Below are 17,122 nucleotides of genomic sequence, written 5' to 3' on the forward strand. Positions count from 1 at the left end.
CCATGGCCAGTATTGCAAAAATCGCCCGCCGCAGCTTTCTGATCGGCTCAGCCGCCATTGTCGGCGGCGTGGCTTTCGGCGCCTATTACGTCAGCCGCCCGGCCCCGAACCCGCTGAAACCGTCGGAAGGCGAGGCCGCGCTCAATCCTTTCGTGCTAATAGACCAGAACGGCGTCACCCTGTTTGCACCGCGGGCCGAGATGGGCCAGGGCGTGAAAACCAGCTGGGCCGCGCTGATCGCTGAGGAACTGGACGTGGAGCTGGACCAGGTCCAGGTTTTGCACGGCCCTGCCGCGCAGGCCTATTACAACTCTGCCTTCATCGCCGATGCGCTGCCGGGCAAGGGGTATGACAGCGGCAACTTCAAACACGCCGTAGGCGAGGCGCTGGGGCATATCGGCAAGGTGCTGAACCTGCATGGCACCGGCGGCTCCACCTCGATGAAGGACGGGTTCAAGCGGATGCGCCAAGCCGGCGCCGCCGCGCGCGAGACGCTGAAGCAGGCCGCGGCAGAACGGCTGGGTGTGGACCGCAGCAAGCTGAGCACCGCAAAGGGCGCGGTGATTGCTCCGGACGGGACGCAGATCCCCTATACCGATCTGGCGATGGACGCCGCCAAACTGGAACCGGTGGACGCAGACCTGCGCCCCAGCAGCCAGTGGCGGCTGATCGGCAAACCGCAGCCGCGGATTGACATGGCAGAAAAGGCCACTGGCACCGCCGAGTTCGGCATCGACGTGCGGCTGCCGGGGATGAAGTTTGCCTCTGTCCGCATGAACCCGCGCCAGGGCGGCGGCATGAAAGGCTTTGACGCCACCGCTGCCGAAGGGATGCCCGGTGTCGAGAAGGTCGTGGACATGGGGGCCGGCGTGGCCGTGGTGGCAACAAACACCTGGCTGGCGATGCAGGCGCTGGACGCCATCGACGTGGACTGGGAGGACGCCCCCTACCCGCCGGAAACCGATCAGATCTTTGCAAAAATCGCAGAAGCGTTTGACGATGCGCCGAACTCCGTCCTGCGGGATGACGGCGATGCGGACGCGCTGCCTGATGGCGCAACCGAACTGACGGCAGACTACCAGGTGCCTTACCTGGCCCATGCCACCATGGAGCCGATGAATGCCACCGCGCTGCTGCAGGACGGCAAGCTGACCCTTTGGTGCGGCAACCAGATGCCGACCTTCGTGCAGATGAAATGCGCCGGAGAGGCCGGGCTGGAAACGGATCAGGTGGAGGTCAACACCACCTATCTTGGCGGCGGCTTCGGACGGCGGGCCGAGTTCGACTATGCGGTGCTGGCGACCCGGCTGGCGAAACAGATGCCCGGCACCCCGGTGCAGCTGGCCTGGAGCCGCGAGGAGGACATGCGCCACGACATGTACCGCCCCGGCGCGCTGGCGCGGATGCGCGGCGCGGTGAAGGGCGGCCAGGCGGTGCTGCTGGACGGCAAGGTTGCAGCCGCCTCCCCTGTAGCGCAGGCGATGAAACGGCTGGCGGATCTGCCTGCCGCCGGCCCCGACAAGGTGCATGTGGAGGGGTTCTTCAATGCGCCTTATGCGATCCCGAACTTCCGCATGGCCGGCCACCTGTCGGACATCCAGATCCCTGTCGGGTTCTGGCGCTCAGTCGGCAACAGTTTCAACGCCTTCTTCGTTGAAAGCTTCATTGACGAGATGGCCCATGCTGCCGGCACCGATCCGCTGGAATTCCGGCTGGACATGGCGCGCCGTGAATGGGCGCCAGCCGCTGCGGTGCTGGAAGCGGTCAAGGAAATGTCCGGCTGGACCGGCAAGCCCCCCGAAGGCACAGGCCGCGGGGTGGCGCTGTGCTACAGCTTCGGAACCCCCGTGGCCGAAGTTATCGAAGTGGTGGACGAAGACGGCAGCATCCGCATCGCCAACGCCTGGATTGCCTGCGACGTCGGCCGGGCCATCGACCCGGAGATCGTCAAGGCGCAGATGTTCAGCGGCATGGTCTATGGGCTGTCGGCGGCGTGTTTCGGTGAAATCACCTTTGCCGAAGGCGCGGCGGAACAGGGCAATTTTCCGGACTACGACGCAATCCGTATGCATACGATGCCGCGGACAGAGGTGAAGGTGCTGGAAACCCAAGCGCAGCTTGGCGGCGTTGGCGAACCCGGCACCCCGCCCGCAGCCCCGGCACTGGCCAATGCGCTTTTCGACCTCACCGGCAAACGCGCCCGGCGGCTGCCGCTGATGCATGACTTTGAGCTGCTGATCTGAACCAAAATGCGGCCTGCCTTGCCGGGCGGGCCGCACATCCTCAGACGAGCGCTTTCACCATCCGGTAATTGTGGAGCATCACACCGCGGCGCTCAACCTCGCGCCTGTGATCCACAGTGAACCCGCGCTTTTCGAAGAAACCGCGTGCCGCTTCGCTGGCGTTTACATAAAGCTGCGCCAGGCCCCGCTGCCGCGCCGCGGCTTCCAGCTGACCATAGAGCGCCGCTGCTGCACCCTGCCCTGCCGCCCGCGGATGGCAGAACAGCATGTCGATAAGCCCATCGCTTTCCAAGTCGATAAATGCGTCCGGGACATCGCTGCTGCCGGCCGCCACCCACAGTTCCCGCCCGTCCATCAGCCGTTGCCGGAACGGCTCTGCCGGCGGAACGTCCGGGCACCAGGCGGCGGTTTGTTCCGGAGAATAAAAGCGGCTGGCAATACCATGCACCGCGGCATGGAACACATCTGCCAGTGCGGCGGCGTCCTCAGGTTTTCCGCGCCTGACCTTGAACGGCCCCTGCTCCAAGGCAGCGCCGTCTGCAGCATTGCACATCATGGGAGACCTTATGCAGATTTTTGCAAACCGGCCTGCGACCCCGCGTCCGCCCAGGCCCGTACCGCATCTCCGAACGCCTCAAACAGCGGCCGCGACACCGGGTCCGCTGCGGCTTCCCACTCGGGGTGCCATTGCACCGACAGGGTAAAGCCCGGCGCATCCTTGATATAGACCGCCTCCGGCGTGCCATCCGGCGCGTGGCCGTCGATCACAACCCGCGCGCCCGGGCGTTTGATGCCCTGGCCGTGCAGCGTGTTGGTCATCACCTCTTCCGCCCCGAACAAACGGTGGAACACGCCGCCCGGGTTGAACTTGACCGTGTGGCGCAGGGCAAATTTTTCCTCCAGCGTGCCGTCCGGCGGCATCCGGTGGTTCATCCGCCCCGGCAGGTCGCGGATTTCCGGGTGCAGGGTGCCGCCCATTGCCACGTTCACCTCCTGGAAGCCGCGGCAGATGCCCAGGAAAGGCTGGCCGCGCTCCACACAGGCGCGGATCAGCGGCAGGGTGATGGCGTCACGGGCCCGGTCAAAGGCGCCGTGCGCCTCGGTCTCGGCCTCGCCGTATTCGTTGGGATGCACGTTGGGGCGCCCGCCGGTCAGCAGGAAGCCGTCGAAAGTGCGAAGCAGTTCCTCGACGGTCACAAACCGCGGATCCGATGGGATCATCAGCGGCATACAGCCTGCAACCTCGGCAATCGCCTCGGAATTCATCGTGCCGCCCGCATGCACGGGATACTGATCGTTCAGCAGATAGGAATTGCCGATAATGCCTACTTTGGGTCGCGCCATGGTCTGCTTGTCTCCGTTCCCTGACAGAAAACCTAGCTCTGCCAATGGCCGGGTTCAACCGCAGTGACGGCGCAACTCAGTGTTCACAGGCGCACGGGAAAGTCAGATTTCCCCAGACAGGCCAGCAGCTTCGATACCCGCCATGGCGGCAATCGCGTCGTTGTCAGAGGTGTCGCCCGTCACACCGACCGCGCCGATGACCGCGCCATCCGCACCGCGCACCAGCACACCGCCCGGCACCGGCACCACCTGGCCGCCATAGACACCGTTCACTGCGGCCATGAAATAGGCCTGCGCCTCAGCCCGCGCCATCTGGGCACTGCCTGCCATGCCCAGCATCACCGAGCCATAGGCCTTGCCATGCGCAATCGGAAACCGGCCAGGTGCGGCGCCGTCTTCGCGTTCGAAGGCCTGTACATGGCCGCCGGCATCCAGCACCACTGCCGACAGCGGTTTCAGGTTCAGTTCGCGCCCCTTTTCCAGCGCTACGCGGATAATGGTGCGCGCCTGTTCCAGTGAAATATCAGCCATGGGTCCTGTCCTTCTCGCTTGGGTGACGTCTCCAACCGGAAAAGGAGGCCAAAAGGCCCCCTTTGACTACCCCTTTTTGCGGGGAAACTGTTTCATCCGGTCAGTTTGCCGCGCTCAGGCCGCCGCTTCCTGCGCTTTCAGCTCCAGCCGCCGGGCGTGCAGCACCGGCTCGGTATAACCCGACGGCTGCACCCGGCCCTTGAACACCAGGTCGCAGGCCGCGTTGAAGGCGATGGTGTCATATCCCGGCGCCATCGCGCGGTAGCTGTTGTCGCCGCGGTTCTGCTCATCCACCACCTTGGCCATCTTGCGCAAGCTGCCCATGACCTCCTCCTCGGAGACGACACCGTGGTGCAGCCAGTTGGCGATGTGCTGGGCGGAGATCCGGCAGGTGGCGCGGTCCTCCATCAGGCCAACGTCGTTGATGTCCGGCACCTTGGAGCAGCCCACCCCCTGATCGACCCAGCGCACCACATAGCCGAGGATGCCTTGGGCGTTGTTATCCACCTCACGGGCGATCTGGCGCGGGGTCCACTTGCGGTAGGTCGCCAGCGGGATTTCCAGGATGCCGTCCACATGGGCGCGGCGGCCGCCAGCCTTGAGTTTCTCCTGCACCGCCAGCACATCCACCTTGTGGTAGTGCAGCACGTGGAGGGTCGCAGCGGTCGGGCTCGGCACCCAGGCGCAGTTGGCGCCGGATTTCGGATGCTCGATCTTCTGCTCGATCATCGCCGCCATCATGTCGGGCATCGCCCACATGCCCTTGCCGATCTGCGCCTTGCCTGACAGGCCGCACTCCAGGCCGATATCCACATTCAGGTTCTCATAGGCGCCGATCCAGCCCTTGCGCTTGATGAAATCCTTGCGGGAGAACGGCCCTGCCTCCATCGAGGTGTGGATCTCGTCGCCGGTGCGGTCGAGGAAGCCGGTGTTGATGAAGGCCACCCGGTTCTTGGCGGCGCGGATGCATTCCTTGAGGTTGACCGAGGTGCGGCGTTCCTCATCCATGATGCCGATCTTCACCGTGTGGCGCGGCAGGCCGAGAATGTCCTCGACCTTGCTGAAAATCCGGTCGGTAAAGGAGACTTCCTCCGGACCGTGCATCTTGGGCTTCACCACATAGACAGAGCCATGGGCAGAATTGCCGCCCTCGCGCTTCAGATCATGCATGGCAGCCGTCACGGTGATCAGCGCATCCAGCAGGCCTTCGAAGGCCTCATTGCCATCCTTGTCCAAAACAGCAGGGTTGGTCATCAGATGGCCGACATTGCGCACCCACAGCAAGGCGCGGCCTTTCAAGGTCATCGCCGCGCCATCCGGCGCCGTAAAGCCGAAATCCGGGTTCAGTCGGCGGGTAATGGTCTTGCCGCCCTTGTCCAGAACCGCCTCCAGATCGCCCTTCATCAGGCCCAGCCAGTTGGAATAGGCCAGCACTTTGTCCTCGGCATCGACGCAAGCCACCGAATCTTCGCAGTCCATGATCGCGGACATCGCGCTTTCCAGCCGCACATCGGCCAGGCCGGCCTGGTCGCGGGCGCCGATCGCGTGGGCGCGGTCAAACACCAGTTCCACATGCAAGCCATTGTTGCGCAGCAGCACGGATTCGGGTGCCTTGGGGTTGCCGCGGTAGCCTGCAAATTTCTCCGGCTGCGCCAGCGGCAAATCGTCGATCAGCAGCTGGCCGTCCTGCACGTGATAGCGGCGCACATCCGCGTGGCTGGCGCCGTTGATCGGAAAGGCCTCGTCCAGGAAGACCCGCGCCCGCGCCACAACCCGCGCGCCGCGCCCCTTGTCATAGCCGCCCGCAGGCGCCGGGGTTCCCATCGCGTCAGTGCCATAGAACCCGTCATAAAGGCTGCCCCAGCGCGCATTGGCCGCGTTCAGCGCGTAACGGGCGTTGGTGATCGGCACCACCAGCTGCGGCCCGGGTACCGAAGCGATTTCGGGGTCCACATTCTGCGTCCCGATCTCGAAATCGCCACCCTCCGGCAGCAGGTAACCGATCTCTGTCAGGAACGCCTTGTAGCCTTCGTGGTCATGCGGCTTATCGCGGTTGGCGATGTGCCAGGCGTCGATCCTGGCCTGGATGTCTTCACGTTTGGCCAGCAGCGCACGGTTCTCCGGGCCAAAGCCGTTCACCAGCTCTGCCAGGCCTTTCCAGAACGCATCAGCCTCCACCCCGGTGCCCGGCAGCGCCTGTTTCTCGATGAACTCCGCCAGCTCCGGCGCGACCTGAATTCCCTGTTTCTCGACCCGGCTCATGACTTGCTCCTTCCGGCGGTACACCACTGTATGCTGCACCCTAACTAGGGCAGAAGTTTCCGATCGGCAACAAAACACCCTGCCGCTGAAACCGAACTCACTTTCTTGTTTTCCAAGAAAGTGCTGCGGATTTTTCCTGAACCTGCCAAGAACCCGCCAATCCGCTTGCAGTCGCGCCCCTGTCCGCTACACCTGAACAGAAGCAGTGCAGAGGAGAACGAGAATGGCCACAGACACGCCCCAGACCTTCTACCTGAAAGACTACACGCCCTTCGGGTTTGACGTCGAAAGCGTTCACCTGACCTTCCGCCTGACACCGGAAACCACCCGGGTGCTCAGCAAGATCCGCTTTGCACCCAAGACGGATGCAGCGGACAAGACCTTCTTTCTGCACGGCGAGGAGCTGCAGCTGATCTCTGCCAAAGTCGACGGCGGGGCTGTGACGCCCGAACTGGTCGATGGCGGTCTCAAATGCGATGTGCCCAGCGCCCCCTTCACCTGGGAAGCCGAGGTGGAGATCAACCCGGCCGGCAATACCGCGCTGGAGGGGCTTTACATGTCAAACCGCATGTATTGCACCCAATGCGAGGCCGAGGGCTTCCGCAAGATCACCTATTACCCCGACCGCCCCGACGTGATGTCCACCTTCACCGTGCGGATTGAGGGCGACGAACCGGTGATGCTGTCCAACGGCAACCCGGTGGGCCAGGGCGAAGGCTGGGCTGAATGGCACGATCCCTGGCCGAAACCGGCCTATCTGTTTGCGCTGGTGGCGGGCGATCTTGTGAACCATCCCGGCAGCTTCACCACCAGATCCGGTAAGGAGGTGGAGCTGAACATCTGGGTCCGCCCCGGCGACGAGGGCAAATGCGCCTTTGGCATGGAGGCGCTGAAGAAGTCGATGAAGTGGGACGAAGACGTCTACGGCCTGGAATACGACCTGGAGCTGTTCAACATTGTCGCCGTGGACGACTTCAACATGGGTGCGATGGAGAACAAGGGGTTGAACATTTTCAACTCTTCCTGCGTTCTGGCGTCTCCTGAGACCTCCACAGATGCCAATTTCGAACGTATCGAGGCGATTATCGCCCATGAGTATTTCCACAATTGGACCGGCAACCGGATCACCTGCCGTGACTGGTTTCAGCTGTGCCTCAAGGAAGGGCTGACGGTTTTCCGCGATGCCCAGTTCACCGCCGACATGCGGTCCGAGCCGGTCAAACGGATCGACGACGTGATTACGCTCCGCGCCCGCCAGTTCCCTGAGGACAACGGCCCCCTGGCCCATCCGCCGCGCCCTGAAGCCTTCCAGGAGATCAACAACTTCTACACCGCCACCGTCTATGAAAAAGGCGCTGAGGTGATCGGCATGCTCAAGCGGCTGGTGGGGGATGAGAACTACTACAAGGCGCTGAAGCTCTATTTTGACCGCCACGACGGCCAGGCCTGCACCATCGAGGACTGGCTGAAGGTGTTTGAGGACGCAACCGGGCGCGACCTGAGCCAGTTCAAACTGTGGTACAGTCAGGCGGGCACCCCGCGGGTGAAGGTCTCGGAAGATTATGCCGATGGCACCTATACCCTGACGTTTGAGCAATCGACGCCGCCCACACCCGGCCAGCCCGACAAGGCGCCGCGGGTGATCCCAATGGCGGTGGGCCTGTTATCGCCCAACGGCGACGAGGTGCGCGCAACGGAAGTATTGGAACTGACCGAGGCCAAGCAGAGCTTCACCTTCGACGGCCTCGGCGCAAAGCCGGTACCGTCGATCCTGCGCGAGTTCTCCGCCCCGGTGATCCTGGAGCGCGACACCACCAATGCCGAACGCGCTTTCCTGCTGGCCCATGACACCGACCCGTTCAACCGCTGGGAGGCCGGCAACGCGCTGGCCAAGGAAACCCGCGTGACGATGGTGCTGGATGGCGCTGCACCCGATGCGGCTTATCTGGACGCGCTGGAGAAACTGGTGCGCGACGACGATCAGGATCCGGCCTTCCGCGCCCTGGTGCTGTCGCCGCCCAGCCAGGCCGACATCGCCCAGGCCCTGCATGACCGGGGCTTCACCCCCGATCCGCAAAAGATCTATGACGCGGCCGAGACTTTTACCCAGACCCTGGCGCAGCAGCTGGAAACCAGCCTGCCGCGGCTTTATGCGGCGACCACCGTCGAAGGCCCCTATAGCCCCGATGCCGAAGGGGCCGGGAAACGTGCCCTCAATGGCCGCATCCTGTCGCTGCTGACCCGGCTGGATGGCGGCGAACAGGCCGCGCGCCAGTATGAGGCCGCGGACAACATGACCCAGCAATATGCCGCCCTGGCTGCGCTGATGAAGGCTGAGAAGGGCGAGGCGCAAAGCCAAGCGTTCTTTGACCAATGGCAGGACGACCGGCTGGTGATGGACAAATGGTTTGCGCTGCAAATCGCCTGCGCCGCGCCAGAAAAGACGGCTGCCACCGCCGCAGACCTCACCCGGCACACGCTGTTTGACATGAAGAACCCCAATCGCTTCCGCGCGGTGATGGGGGCGCTGGCGGGCAACCACGCGGGCTTCCACCATGCCAGCGGCGAAGGCTATCAGCTGCTGGCGGACAAGCTGATCGCGCTGGACAAGCTGAACCCGCAGACCACTGCCCGCATGTGCGCCGCCTTCCAGACCTGGAAGCGCTACGGCAGCGACCGCCAGTCGCTGATCCGCGCCCAGCTCAGCCGGATTGCGGGCACAGAGGGTCTCAGCCGCGACACCACTGAAATGGTCACCCGGATCCTGGATGCCTGAAACACCTGAAACCTTGCCCCCGGCGGCGGACTACAGCTTCTCCCGCCGGGGCCGCTCCGCCGCTGCCATTCTGGCAACGGGCGGCTGGCTTGCGGCGCTTCTGGCGCTGTGGCTGGTGCTGGATGCCGCCCTGTGGCTGGTGGTCCTGCTGGCCCTGCCGGTCCTGCCTGCGCTGGCCGATTTGGTGCGCAACCCTCTATCCGGGCTGAAAATCTCCCAAGACCGGATAGAGTGGTTCAGCGGCAAGCTGACCGGGCAGGCGCGGCTCGGCGAAATTGACCGCGTGCGGTTCGACACCCGCTGGGACTTTTCGGTGCGCGCGACACTGATCCTGAAAAATGGCAAGCGCATCCGGCTGCCGCAGGAGGCCACGCCGCCGCACGCGGAAACAGATGCGGAGTTTCTGAAACGCGGTATCCGCACGGAACGGCACCACTTCACCGCGTTTTGAAGGCCCTCCGTCAATCGTCCGTTGAAATCCGCTCAGATTTTACACAGCCACGCGCGAATAACCGCCAGCGTGCGTTAACTTCCTCAGTGCCGCCATCTTTGCGCCCCATTGCCTGACGAGACTGTGAACAACGATAAGCTGCCACTCATCAGGAAGCGCAAATGCTCACAACGTCTCGACAGGCGCGGGAATTTCTGACCCGCATTTCCGGCAAGATGTCTGCCCATCTCCGGCCTGCCGCCCGCCCGGCCCCCGCGGCCTCTGCCATCCCCGCCCCTGCACCTGCAGATGCCCTGCTGACCCGCCGGCTTGAAGACAGCCTGTCGATCCCGGTCCGCAGCGAACAGGGTGATCCCGATTGCCTTCACGCACAGGAAACCGGGCAGTTCCTGGCGCGCCAGGAACGCTGGGAGGAGCTGTCCCGCCGGATCCAGGAGGCGGACACCGCCGGCACCACTGCGCGCTGCGGCCTGCCGCTGGCCGATCTGATTGCCTATGGCGCCCGTGCCGATGTGGTCAATGCAACCGAGCACGCCCTGGCCGAAAACAAGGATGCAGGCAGCCGCAGCCTGATCCGCGGCCTGATGGCATTTGAGGCACTGCGGGCAGAAAACCGCCATGACCCCTATCTCACCGCTTTGGTGGCCATGGCCCATATCGACATTGGCTGGGCGTGGCGCGGCTCGGACGGCCACGCTGCGGCGCCTGTCAGGAACCAGCGCCGCTGCGCTGCTCATTTCGACCGGGCCGCCGCCCTGCTGGATCCGGTTGCAGCAGCCTGCCAGGACAGCCCGTTCCTGAAAGCGGCGCAATGCGCGCTTTACGCCGGCCGAAGCGGCGGCGCGCTGCAGGTGGCCGATGCCTTCGGAGCGCTGATTGACCTTGCCCCCGGAAACCACCGCCACATGCGCGCGCTTGGCACCCATATGCTGCCGCGCTGGTCCGGGTCTTATGCCGCGCTGGAGCTTGAGGCCCGCCGCACCGCTGCCCGCACGGCCCCAACCTGGGGCGCCGGCGGCTATGCATGGGTCTATTTCGACGCGATTGCCATCGACGACCAGGCCTGCGCCCGGGTTGACACCCGCTTCTTCCTCGACGGCCTCCGCGATATCGTCGAGGCCAATCCGTCGCAGGAAACCATCAACCTTCTGGCCGCCTATTGCACAATCGCCCTGCGCAAGGGGCTGGGGCAAAACCTGCAGGCCGACGTCCCGCGCCTGAAGATCGCCGAGGCCGCAAACTGGCTGATCCGCGGCCATCTCAAGGAACTGCACCCGCTGGTCTGGGCCCATGCCGAAGAGGGGTTCGACAACAGCGCCCGCATCACCTCGCTCAGCCGCTTTGCCGCCCGCGGCCATGCCGGCGCCTTGGCCGCAATCGCCGGCCAATTCCGCGATGAAATCGAAGACGGGCAAAAGGTTGCCTTTACCGATCGAGGGTTGGAGTTCAGCCCCGCCTGAGGCGAATACCGCGGCTTTCACGCATCAATGCATTTTTTGCCATCACCGGTGGCCGCCCCCGTCGCGCCAGCGGCGGGCGCGTTCCGCACCCGCCCCGGTGAACGCTCACCGGAATACCTCCACTGACGCGGCCTGTTCTGGTCTGCATTGCCGTGATCGAACTGGGACCAAGGTCCCGCTCCCTCACTTCTTTTTGAAGGCATCCATCAGGGCCGCGCCCAGCGCGCCGGCTCCCTGATCCCGGGCTTGGCCGCCCTTAGGACCCGTGGACATCTTGCCCCGGCCGTCCTGAGGCCCGCCCGGCTTGCCGCCGCGCCGCGGCCCGGCGCCCTTGGATGGCCCGCGTGCATTGCGGTCCGCCTTGGCAGACGCGCCGCCGTCCTTCTTCATGGTCAGCCCGATCCGCTTGCGGGGCACATCCACCTCGGTCACCGTGACCTTGACCACCTGGCCGGTCTTCACCACCTCATGCGGGTCCTTCACAAACCGGTCGGCCAGCTGACTGACATGCACCAGGCCGTCCTGATGCACGCCGATGTCCACGAAGGCACCAAAGGCCGCCACGTTGGTGACCGTGCCTTCCAGCACCATGCCGGGCTTCAGGTCGGTGATCTCCTCCACCCCGTCCTTGAAGGAGGCAGTCACGAAGGACGGGCGCGGGTCGCGGCCCGGCTTTTCCAATTCCTGGAAAATGTCGCGCACGGTGGGCAGGCCAACATCGCCGCCCACGAACTCCTCTGCCCGCAGGCCTTTCAGCGCGGCCTCATCGCCCATAATCTGACGGATATCGCGCCCGCAAGCGGCCACGATCCTGCGCGCCACATCATAGCTCTCGGGGTGGACCGAGGACGCATCCAGCGGCTCCTTTCCGTCGCGGATACGCAGAAAGCCCGCGCATTGCTCAAACGCCTTGGGGCCAAGCCGCGCGACCTTCAGAAGCTCCCGGCGCGATTTGAACGCTCCGTTCACATCCCGGTGCGCCACAATCGCCTCCGCCAGTCCTGGGCCAAGGCCCGAGACATGACTCAAGAGCGGCGCCGAGGCCATATTGAGGTCCACACCCACCGCGTTCACCACATCCTCAATCACCGCCTCCAGCGATTTCGACAGCTTGTGCTGGTCCGCATCATGCTGATACTGGCCCACGCCGATGCTCTTGGGCTCGATCTTGACCAGTTCCGCCAGCGGATCCTGCAGGCGCCGCGCAATCGACACCGCGCCGCGCAGGGAAACATCCAAATCCGGGAACTCCCGCGCCGCCAGTTCGGAGGCTGAATAGACCGAGGCGCCGGCCTCAGACACCACCACCTTGGTGGGTGCCTTCACCTTGGCGGGCAGATGCTTCAGCACCTCCGCCACCATCTTCTCAGTCTCGCGGCTGGCGGTGCCGTTGCCGATGGCAATCAGCTCCACGCCATGTTCGGCGATCAGCTTCACAATCGACACCTGCGCGCCGCGCAGATCGTTCTTCGGCTGGAACGGGTACAAGGTCTCTGTGGCCACCAGTTTCCCGGTTGCATCAACCACCGCCGCCTTGACGCCGGTGCGAATGCCCGGGTCCAGCCCGAGAGTCGGCCGCGCACCGGCTGGCGCTGCAAAGAGCAAATCCTTCAAATTGCGCGCAAACACCTGAATGGCGTCTTCCTGCGCACGTCCCCGCAGATCGCCCGTCAGCTCCAGCATCATCGAGAGGCTCAGCTTCACCCGCCAGGCCCAGCCCGCCACCTTGCGCAGCCACTTGTCGCCCGGTCCTTGGCCCCCAGCACCCAGCACTGCCGCGACCATCGCCTCGGCCCGTGCTGCCCCCTCTTCCGGCTCCGGCCCGACATCCAGCGTCAGCACGCCCTCGTTCGAGCCGCGCAGCATCGCCAGCGCCCGGTGCGAGGGCACATCCGCCCAGCGTTCGGAGTGTTCAAAGTAATCCGAGAACTTGGCGCCTTCCTGCTCCTTGCCCTCGACCACCTTGGCGGTGACCACCGCCTCGCGCTGCAGAAACTCCCGCAGCCGGCCCAGCAGATCCGCATTCTCGGTCAACCGTTCGGTCAGAATATCCCGCGCGCCGTTCAGCGCATCTTTCACCGTGGCAACGGCCTCGGTGACATAGCCCTCCGCCAGTTTCTCCGGATCGGCGCTGCGGTTGTCCAGAATGGCCTCCGCCAGCGGCTCCAGCCCGTTTTCACGGGCAATCATCGCCTTGGTGCGCCGCTTCGGCTTGTAGGGCAGATAGATGTCCTCCAGCTGCGCCTTGGTCTCGGCCTTGGCAATCGAGGCCGCCAGCGCATCGGTCAGCTTGTCCTGCGACTTCACCGACTCAAGGATCGCCGCCCGCCGCTTCTCCAGCTCGCGCAGATATTCCAGCCGTTCTGCCAGGGTGCGCAGCTGGCTGTCATCCAGGCCCCCGGTCGCCTCTTTCCGGTAACGCGCAACAAAGGGCACCGTGGCACCTTCATCCAGCAGCGCCACTGCGGCGCTTACCTGTTTCGCGCTGGCGCTGATCTCACCGGCAATGGTCTGGCTGATACGGGCGGATGTGTCCAAGGCGGCCTCCTGATATTCTGCTCGGGCTGCCAGTTCTAGCCCTCCTGATGCACCCCGCCAAGAGGTTGAATCAGGCACAGGCGAACCATCGCGAAGGGCAGTGCCCTGCCCGCGGGCGGAAGCGGAGCGCCCGCCCATGGGGGCGGACGGGCGCTGCCCGGGCTTTCAGCCCGTGCGATTCAAGGGTCTTCCACCCGCCTCAAAGCTCTCTGCGCCACCTGCCCTCTTGCTCCTCCGCGCCGCCGGGCCTAGAACGCTGTGCAACTAAAATTGACATTGTGCCGATGAAACATCGCATCACGTCACTGCAACTGACATTCGGATACGGCGGAAAACCATGCTCGACCTGACATATGAACTCCCCAAGCCCAAGGTAATCGCGGGCGCCAAGCATGACTGGGAACTGGTCATCGGCATGGAGGTGCATGCCCAGGTCAGCTCCAATGCCAAGCTGTTCTCCGGCGCCTCCACCAAGTTCGGCGCCGAGCCGAACTCCAACGTGGCCATGGTCGACGCGGCGATGCCCGGTATGCTGCCGGTGATCAACGAATACTGCGTGGAACAGGCGGTGCGCACCGGCCTCGGCCTGAAGGCCGATATCAACCTGTGGTCGGCCTTTGACCGCAAGAACTACTTCTACCCCGACCTGCCGCAGGGCTACCAGATTTCCCAGCTTTATCATCCCATTGTGGGCGAAGGCGAAGTGCTGGTGGAACTGGGCGACGGCACCGCGCGCAACGTGCGGGTCGAGCGGATCCACATGGAGCAGGACGCGGGCAAGTCGATTCACGACATGGACCCCAACATGTCTTTCGTGGACCTGAACCGCACCGGCGTCTGCCTGATGGAGATCGTCTCGCGCCCCGACATCCGCGGGCCGGAAGAAGCTGCCGCCTATATCGCCAAGCTGCGCCAGATCATGCAGTATCTGGGCACATGCGACGGCAACATGCAGAACGGCAACCTGCGCGCCGACGTCAACGTCTCGGTCTGCCTGCCGGGCCAGTATGAGAAGTACCAGGAAACACAGGACTTCTCGCACCTCGGCACCCGCTGCGAGATCAAGAACATGAACTCCATGCGCTTCATCCAGCAGGCCATCGAGGTCGAGGCACGCCGCCAGATCGCCATCATCGAGGGTGGCGGCAAGGTCGAGCAGGAAACCCGCCTGTATGACCCGGACAAGGGCGAGACCCGCTCCATGCGCTCCAAGGAAGAAGCGCATGACTACCGCTATTTCCCGGATCCCGACCTCTTGCCGCTGGAAATCGAGCAGGCCTGGGTGGACGGTATCGCCGCCAATCTGCCAGAGCTGCCGGACGAGAAAAAGGCGCGGTTCATCAACGACTTCGGCCTCTCCGACTATGACGCATCGGTACTGACCGCAGACGTGGAATCGGCGGCCTTCTTTGAGGAAACCGCCAAGGGCCGCAGCGGCAAGCTGGCTGCCAACTGGGTGATCAACGAGCTGTTCGGCCGCTTGAAGAAAGAAGACCATGCGATCACCGAATCCCCGGTCTCGCCGGCGCAGCTGGGCGGCATCATCGACCTGATTTCCTCGGACGCGATCTCCGGCAAGATCGCCAAGGACCTGTTTGAGATCGTCTATACCGAAGGCGGCGACCCGGCGCAGATTGTCGAAGAACGCGGCATGAAGCAGGTGACAGATACTGGCGCCATCGAGACCGCCCTGGACGAGATCATCGCCGCCAACCCGGCGCAGGTGGAGAAGGCCAAGGTGAACCCGAAACTGGCCGGCTGGTTTGTCGGCCAGGTGATGAAAGCCACCGGCGGCAAGGCCAACCCCAAGGCGGTGAACGAGCTGGTCGCCAAGAAACTGGGCGGCTGATCCCGGCGGGAAACGGAATTCGAAAGGGCGCCCCAAGGATAAAACCGGGGCGCCCTTTTTCGTGCCGGAATTGGGGGTGATATGCGTGCACCTCCTGTACACCCCCTGTGCACCGGGGGGGTGTCATTGCCAATCTTCCGTCCCGCGGCACGCCGGACAGCCCCCGACCGCCCCCATGGGCGGGGGCTTCGCCCCCACCCGCGGTCAAGCGCTGCCCTTCGCGCTAACAAAAACCGCCTCACTACCCCGTCATCTCCCCCGCCTTGACCTTCTCCGCGCCAGCGGCTTTGCTCCGCCGAAAACCCCGGAGGCTTCATGACCCGCATTTTCGATCAGGAACTCGAGGACCGTCTGGTCCGCTACGCCGCCATCGACAGCCAGAGCGACGAAACCTCAGCCGCCACCCCCAGCACTGCAATTCAATTCGACATGCTGAACCTGCTGGTGGCGGAACTGCAGGAAATCGGCGCGCAGGACGTCCAGCTGACGGATTACGGCGTGGTGCTGGCCACCATTCCCGCCACCGCGCCGGGGCCGGCCATCGGCCTTCTCGCCCATGTCGACACCGCACCCCAGTTTAACGCAGCCGGCGTCAAGCCGCGCGTGATCAAGGGCTATGATGGCGGTGATATCACCTTTCCCGACAACCCCGACCTGGTGCTGTCGCCGCAGAAATCGCCCTACCTCGCCTCCAAACAGGGCGATGACCTGATCACCGCCTCCGGCCTGACCCTGCTGGGCGCCGACGACAAGGCGGGGGTTGCCATCGTGATGACCCTGGCCCGGCACCTGCTGGCGCACCCGGAGATAAAGCATCCGAAGATCCGCCTCGCCTTCACCCCGGACGAGGAGATCGGCCGCGGCGTTGGTGAACAGCTGCCCAAGGACCTGGGCGCCGGATTCGCCTATACGCTCGATGGCGGCGAAGCAGGTGAGATCGTCTATGAGAGTTTCTCTGCTGACGGCGCCACCGTGACCATCAAGGGCGTGTCGATCCACCCCGGCTGGGCCAAGGAGAAGATGGTCAATGCCGCGCATCTGGCGGCGAAAATCGTGCAGACCCTGCCGCAGGCCACCATGACGCCTGAGACGACGGACGGGCGCGAGGGGTTCATCCATATCACCGGCATGAACGGCGGCTCATCCGAGATGGAGATCAAGCTGATCCTGCGCGATTTTGAATTGGACGGGCTGGCCGCCAAGGGCGATCTGCTGCGCAAGGTCTGCGAGGCGGTGCAGGCGTCTGAGCCGCGGGCGGAGATCACCTGCGAGATCCAGCCGCAATACCGCAACATGCGCTATTGGCTGGAAAACGACATGACCCCGGTGGAGCTGGCGCTGGCGGCCTGCAAGGCGCATGGGATCGCGCCCATCTCCGCCCCGATCCGCGGCGGCACAGATGGTTCGCGGCTGACCGAATTCGGGGTGCCGACGCCCAATATCTTCACCGGAATGCAGAATGTGCACGGGCCGCTGGAGTGGATTTCAGTGCAGGACATGGCCAAGGCCACGGAGGTCTGCCTGACGCTGGTGCAGAAAGCAGCGGCAAAGGTCTGAGAGCACCGCAGAGTGCGGAATTTTGCAAAAAATTCCGGCCCGGAAAACAGGTGTTTTCCGGGCCGTTTTCCTTGCAGGAAAACGGCATCCTGCCGCGCATGAGCCAGGTGC

General features: G+C 64.3%; 11 protein-coding genes. 6 read left to right on the forward strand and 5 right to left on the reverse strand.

All coding sequences use genetic code 11. The annotated features are described in order from the left end of the window. Positions 1 to 2 precede the first annotated feature (2 nt). Entirely contained in the window at positions 3 to 2,243 is a 2,241-nt protein-coding gene (locus tag ACXAHG_RS09740; RefSeq protein ID WP_475057025.1) for a xanthine dehydrogenase family protein molybdopterin-binding subunit, read from the forward strand. A gap of 40 nt (positions 2,244 to 2,283) precedes the next feature. Here the strand turns inward: ACXAHG_RS09740 and ACXAHG_RS09745 are convergent, their stop codons facing one another. The 4 genes from ACXAHG_RS09745 to ACXAHG_RS09760 all read right to left on the reverse strand — a co-directional run bounded on the left by ACXAHG_RS09745 (position 2,284) and on the right by ACXAHG_RS09760 (position 6,380). Then, a complete protein-coding gene (locus ACXAHG_RS09745) occupies positions 2,284 to 2,799 on the reverse strand; it encodes a GNAT family N-acetyltransferase (protein WP_475044150.1) in 516 nt (171 codons plus the stop codon). 8 nt (positions 2,800 to 2,807) lie between these two features. Next, positions 2,808 to 3,587 (reverse strand): gamma-glutamyl-gamma-aminobutyrate hydrolase family protein, encoded by a 780-nt coding sequence (locus ACXAHG_RS09750; RefSeq protein WP_475044151.1) that lies wholly within the window; start codon positions 3,585 to 3,587, stop codon positions 2,808 to 2,810. A 102-nt stretch (positions 3,588 to 3,689) separates the two neighbouring features. Further along, positions 3,690 to 4,118 (reverse strand): GlcG/HbpS family heme-binding protein, encoded by a 429-nt coding sequence (locus tag ACXAHG_RS09755; protein WP_475044153.1) that lies wholly within the window; start codon positions 4,116 to 4,118, stop codon positions 3,690 to 3,692. A gap of 114 nt (positions 4,119 to 4,232) precedes the next feature. Continuing rightward, the gene (locus ACXAHG_RS09760) at positions 4,233 to 6,380 is read right to left on the reverse strand and encodes a malate synthase G (RefSeq protein ID WP_475057026.1); all 2,148 of its coding nucleotides are present in this window, start codon (positions 6,378 to 6,380) and stop codon (positions 4,233 to 4,235) included. A 223-nt stretch (positions 6,381 to 6,603) separates the two neighbouring features. Between ACXAHG_RS09760 and pepN the strand changes: the two genes are divergently transcribed. The 3 genes from pepN to ACXAHG_RS09775 all read left to right on the forward strand — a co-directional run bounded on the left by pepN (position 6,604) and on the right by ACXAHG_RS09775 (position 11,067). Next, the gene (gene pepN, locus ACXAHG_RS09765) at positions 6,604 to 9,156 is read left to right on the forward strand and encodes an aminopeptidase N (protein WP_475057028.1); all 2,553 of its coding nucleotides are present in this window, start codon (positions 6,604 to 6,606) and stop codon (positions 9,154 to 9,156) included. Next, positions 9,149 to 9,607 carry a hypothetical protein gene (locus ACXAHG_RS09770; protein ID WP_475057029.1) on the forward strand — a complete coding sequence of 153 codons (459 nt, stop codon included), beginning with the start codon at positions 9,149 to 9,151 and terminating at the stop codon, positions 9,605 to 9,607. The genes pepN and ACXAHG_RS09770 overlap by 8 nt, the downstream gene beginning before the upstream one ends. 161 nt (positions 9,608 to 9,768) lie before the next feature. After that, positions 9,769 to 11,067, forward strand: coding sequence for a hypothetical protein (locus ACXAHG_RS09775; RefSeq protein ID WP_475057030.1), 1,299 nt, complete (start codon positions 9,769 to 9,771; stop codon positions 11,065 to 11,067). A 183-nt stretch (positions 11,068 to 11,250) separates the two neighbouring features. Here the strand turns inward: ACXAHG_RS09775 and ACXAHG_RS09780 are convergent, their stop codons facing one another. Further along, positions 11,251 to 13,605: a Tex family protein gene (locus ACXAHG_RS09780; RefSeq protein ID WP_475057031.1), complete on the reverse strand. Its 2,355-nt coding sequence runs from the start codon at positions 13,603 to 13,605 to the stop codon at positions 11,251 to 11,253. Between the two features lie 337 nt (positions 13,606 to 13,942). On the opposite strand from ACXAHG_RS09780, the gene gatB reads away from it, so the two are divergent. Beyond that, positions 13,943 to 15,454, forward strand: a complete 1,512-nt coding sequence (gene gatB, locus ACXAHG_RS09785; RefSeq protein WP_475057032.1) for an Asp-tRNA(Asn)/Glu-tRNA(Gln) amidotransferase subunit GatB — start codon at positions 13,943 to 13,945, stop codon at positions 15,452 to 15,454. Between the two features lie 315 nt (positions 15,455 to 15,769). Next, complete coding sequence (gene pepT / locus ACXAHG_RS09790) at positions 15,770 to 17,011, forward strand: peptidase T (protein WP_475057033.1); 1,242 nt, start codon at positions 15,770 to 15,772, stop codon at positions 17,009 to 17,011. The last annotated feature ends 111 nt before the right edge of the window (positions 17,012 to 17,122 follow it).

Source organism: Leisingera sp. ABD4_442 (assembly GCF_056160905.1).

Bases quoted from the DNA above. Each gene is read 5' to 3' on its own strand.
- ACXAHG_RS09745 (WP_475044150.1), bottom strand. From the start codon at position 2,799: ATGATGTGCAATGCTGCAGACGGCGCTGCCTTGGAGCAGGGGCCGTTC.
- ACXAHG_RS09760 (WP_475057026.1), bottom strand. From the start codon at position 6,380: ATGAGCCGGGTCGAGAAACAGGGAATTCAGGTCGCGCCGGAGCTGGCG.
- ACXAHG_RS09750 (WP_475044151.1), bottom strand. From the start codon at position 3,587: ATGGCGCGACCCAAAGTAGGCATTATCGGCAATTCCTATCTGCTGAAC.
- gatB (WP_475057032.1), top strand. From the start codon at position 13,943: ATGCTCGACCTGACATATGAACTCCCCAAGCCCAAGGTAATCGCGGGC.
- ACXAHG_RS09740 (WP_475057025.1), top strand. From the start codon at position 3: ATGGCCAGTATTGCAAAAATCGCCCGCCGCAGCTTTCTGATCGGCTCA.
- ACXAHG_RS09775 (WP_475057030.1), top strand. From the start codon at position 9,769: ATGCTCACAACGTCTCGACAGGCGCGGGAATTTCTGACCCGCATTTCC.
- ACXAHG_RS09770 (WP_475057029.1), top strand. From the start codon at position 9,149: ATGCCTGAAACACCTGAAACCTTGCCCCCGGCGGCGGACTACAGCTTC.
- pepN (WP_475057028.1), top strand. From the start codon at position 6,604: ATGGCCACAGACACGCCCCAGACCTTCTACCTGAAAGACTACACGCCC.
- ACXAHG_RS09755 (WP_475044153.1), bottom strand. From the start codon at position 4,118: ATGGCTGATATTTCACTGGAACAGGCGCGCACCATTATCCGCGTAGCG.
- pepT (WP_475057033.1), top strand. From the start codon at position 15,770: ATGACCCGCATTTTCGATCAGGAACTCGAGGACCGTCTGGTCCGCTAC.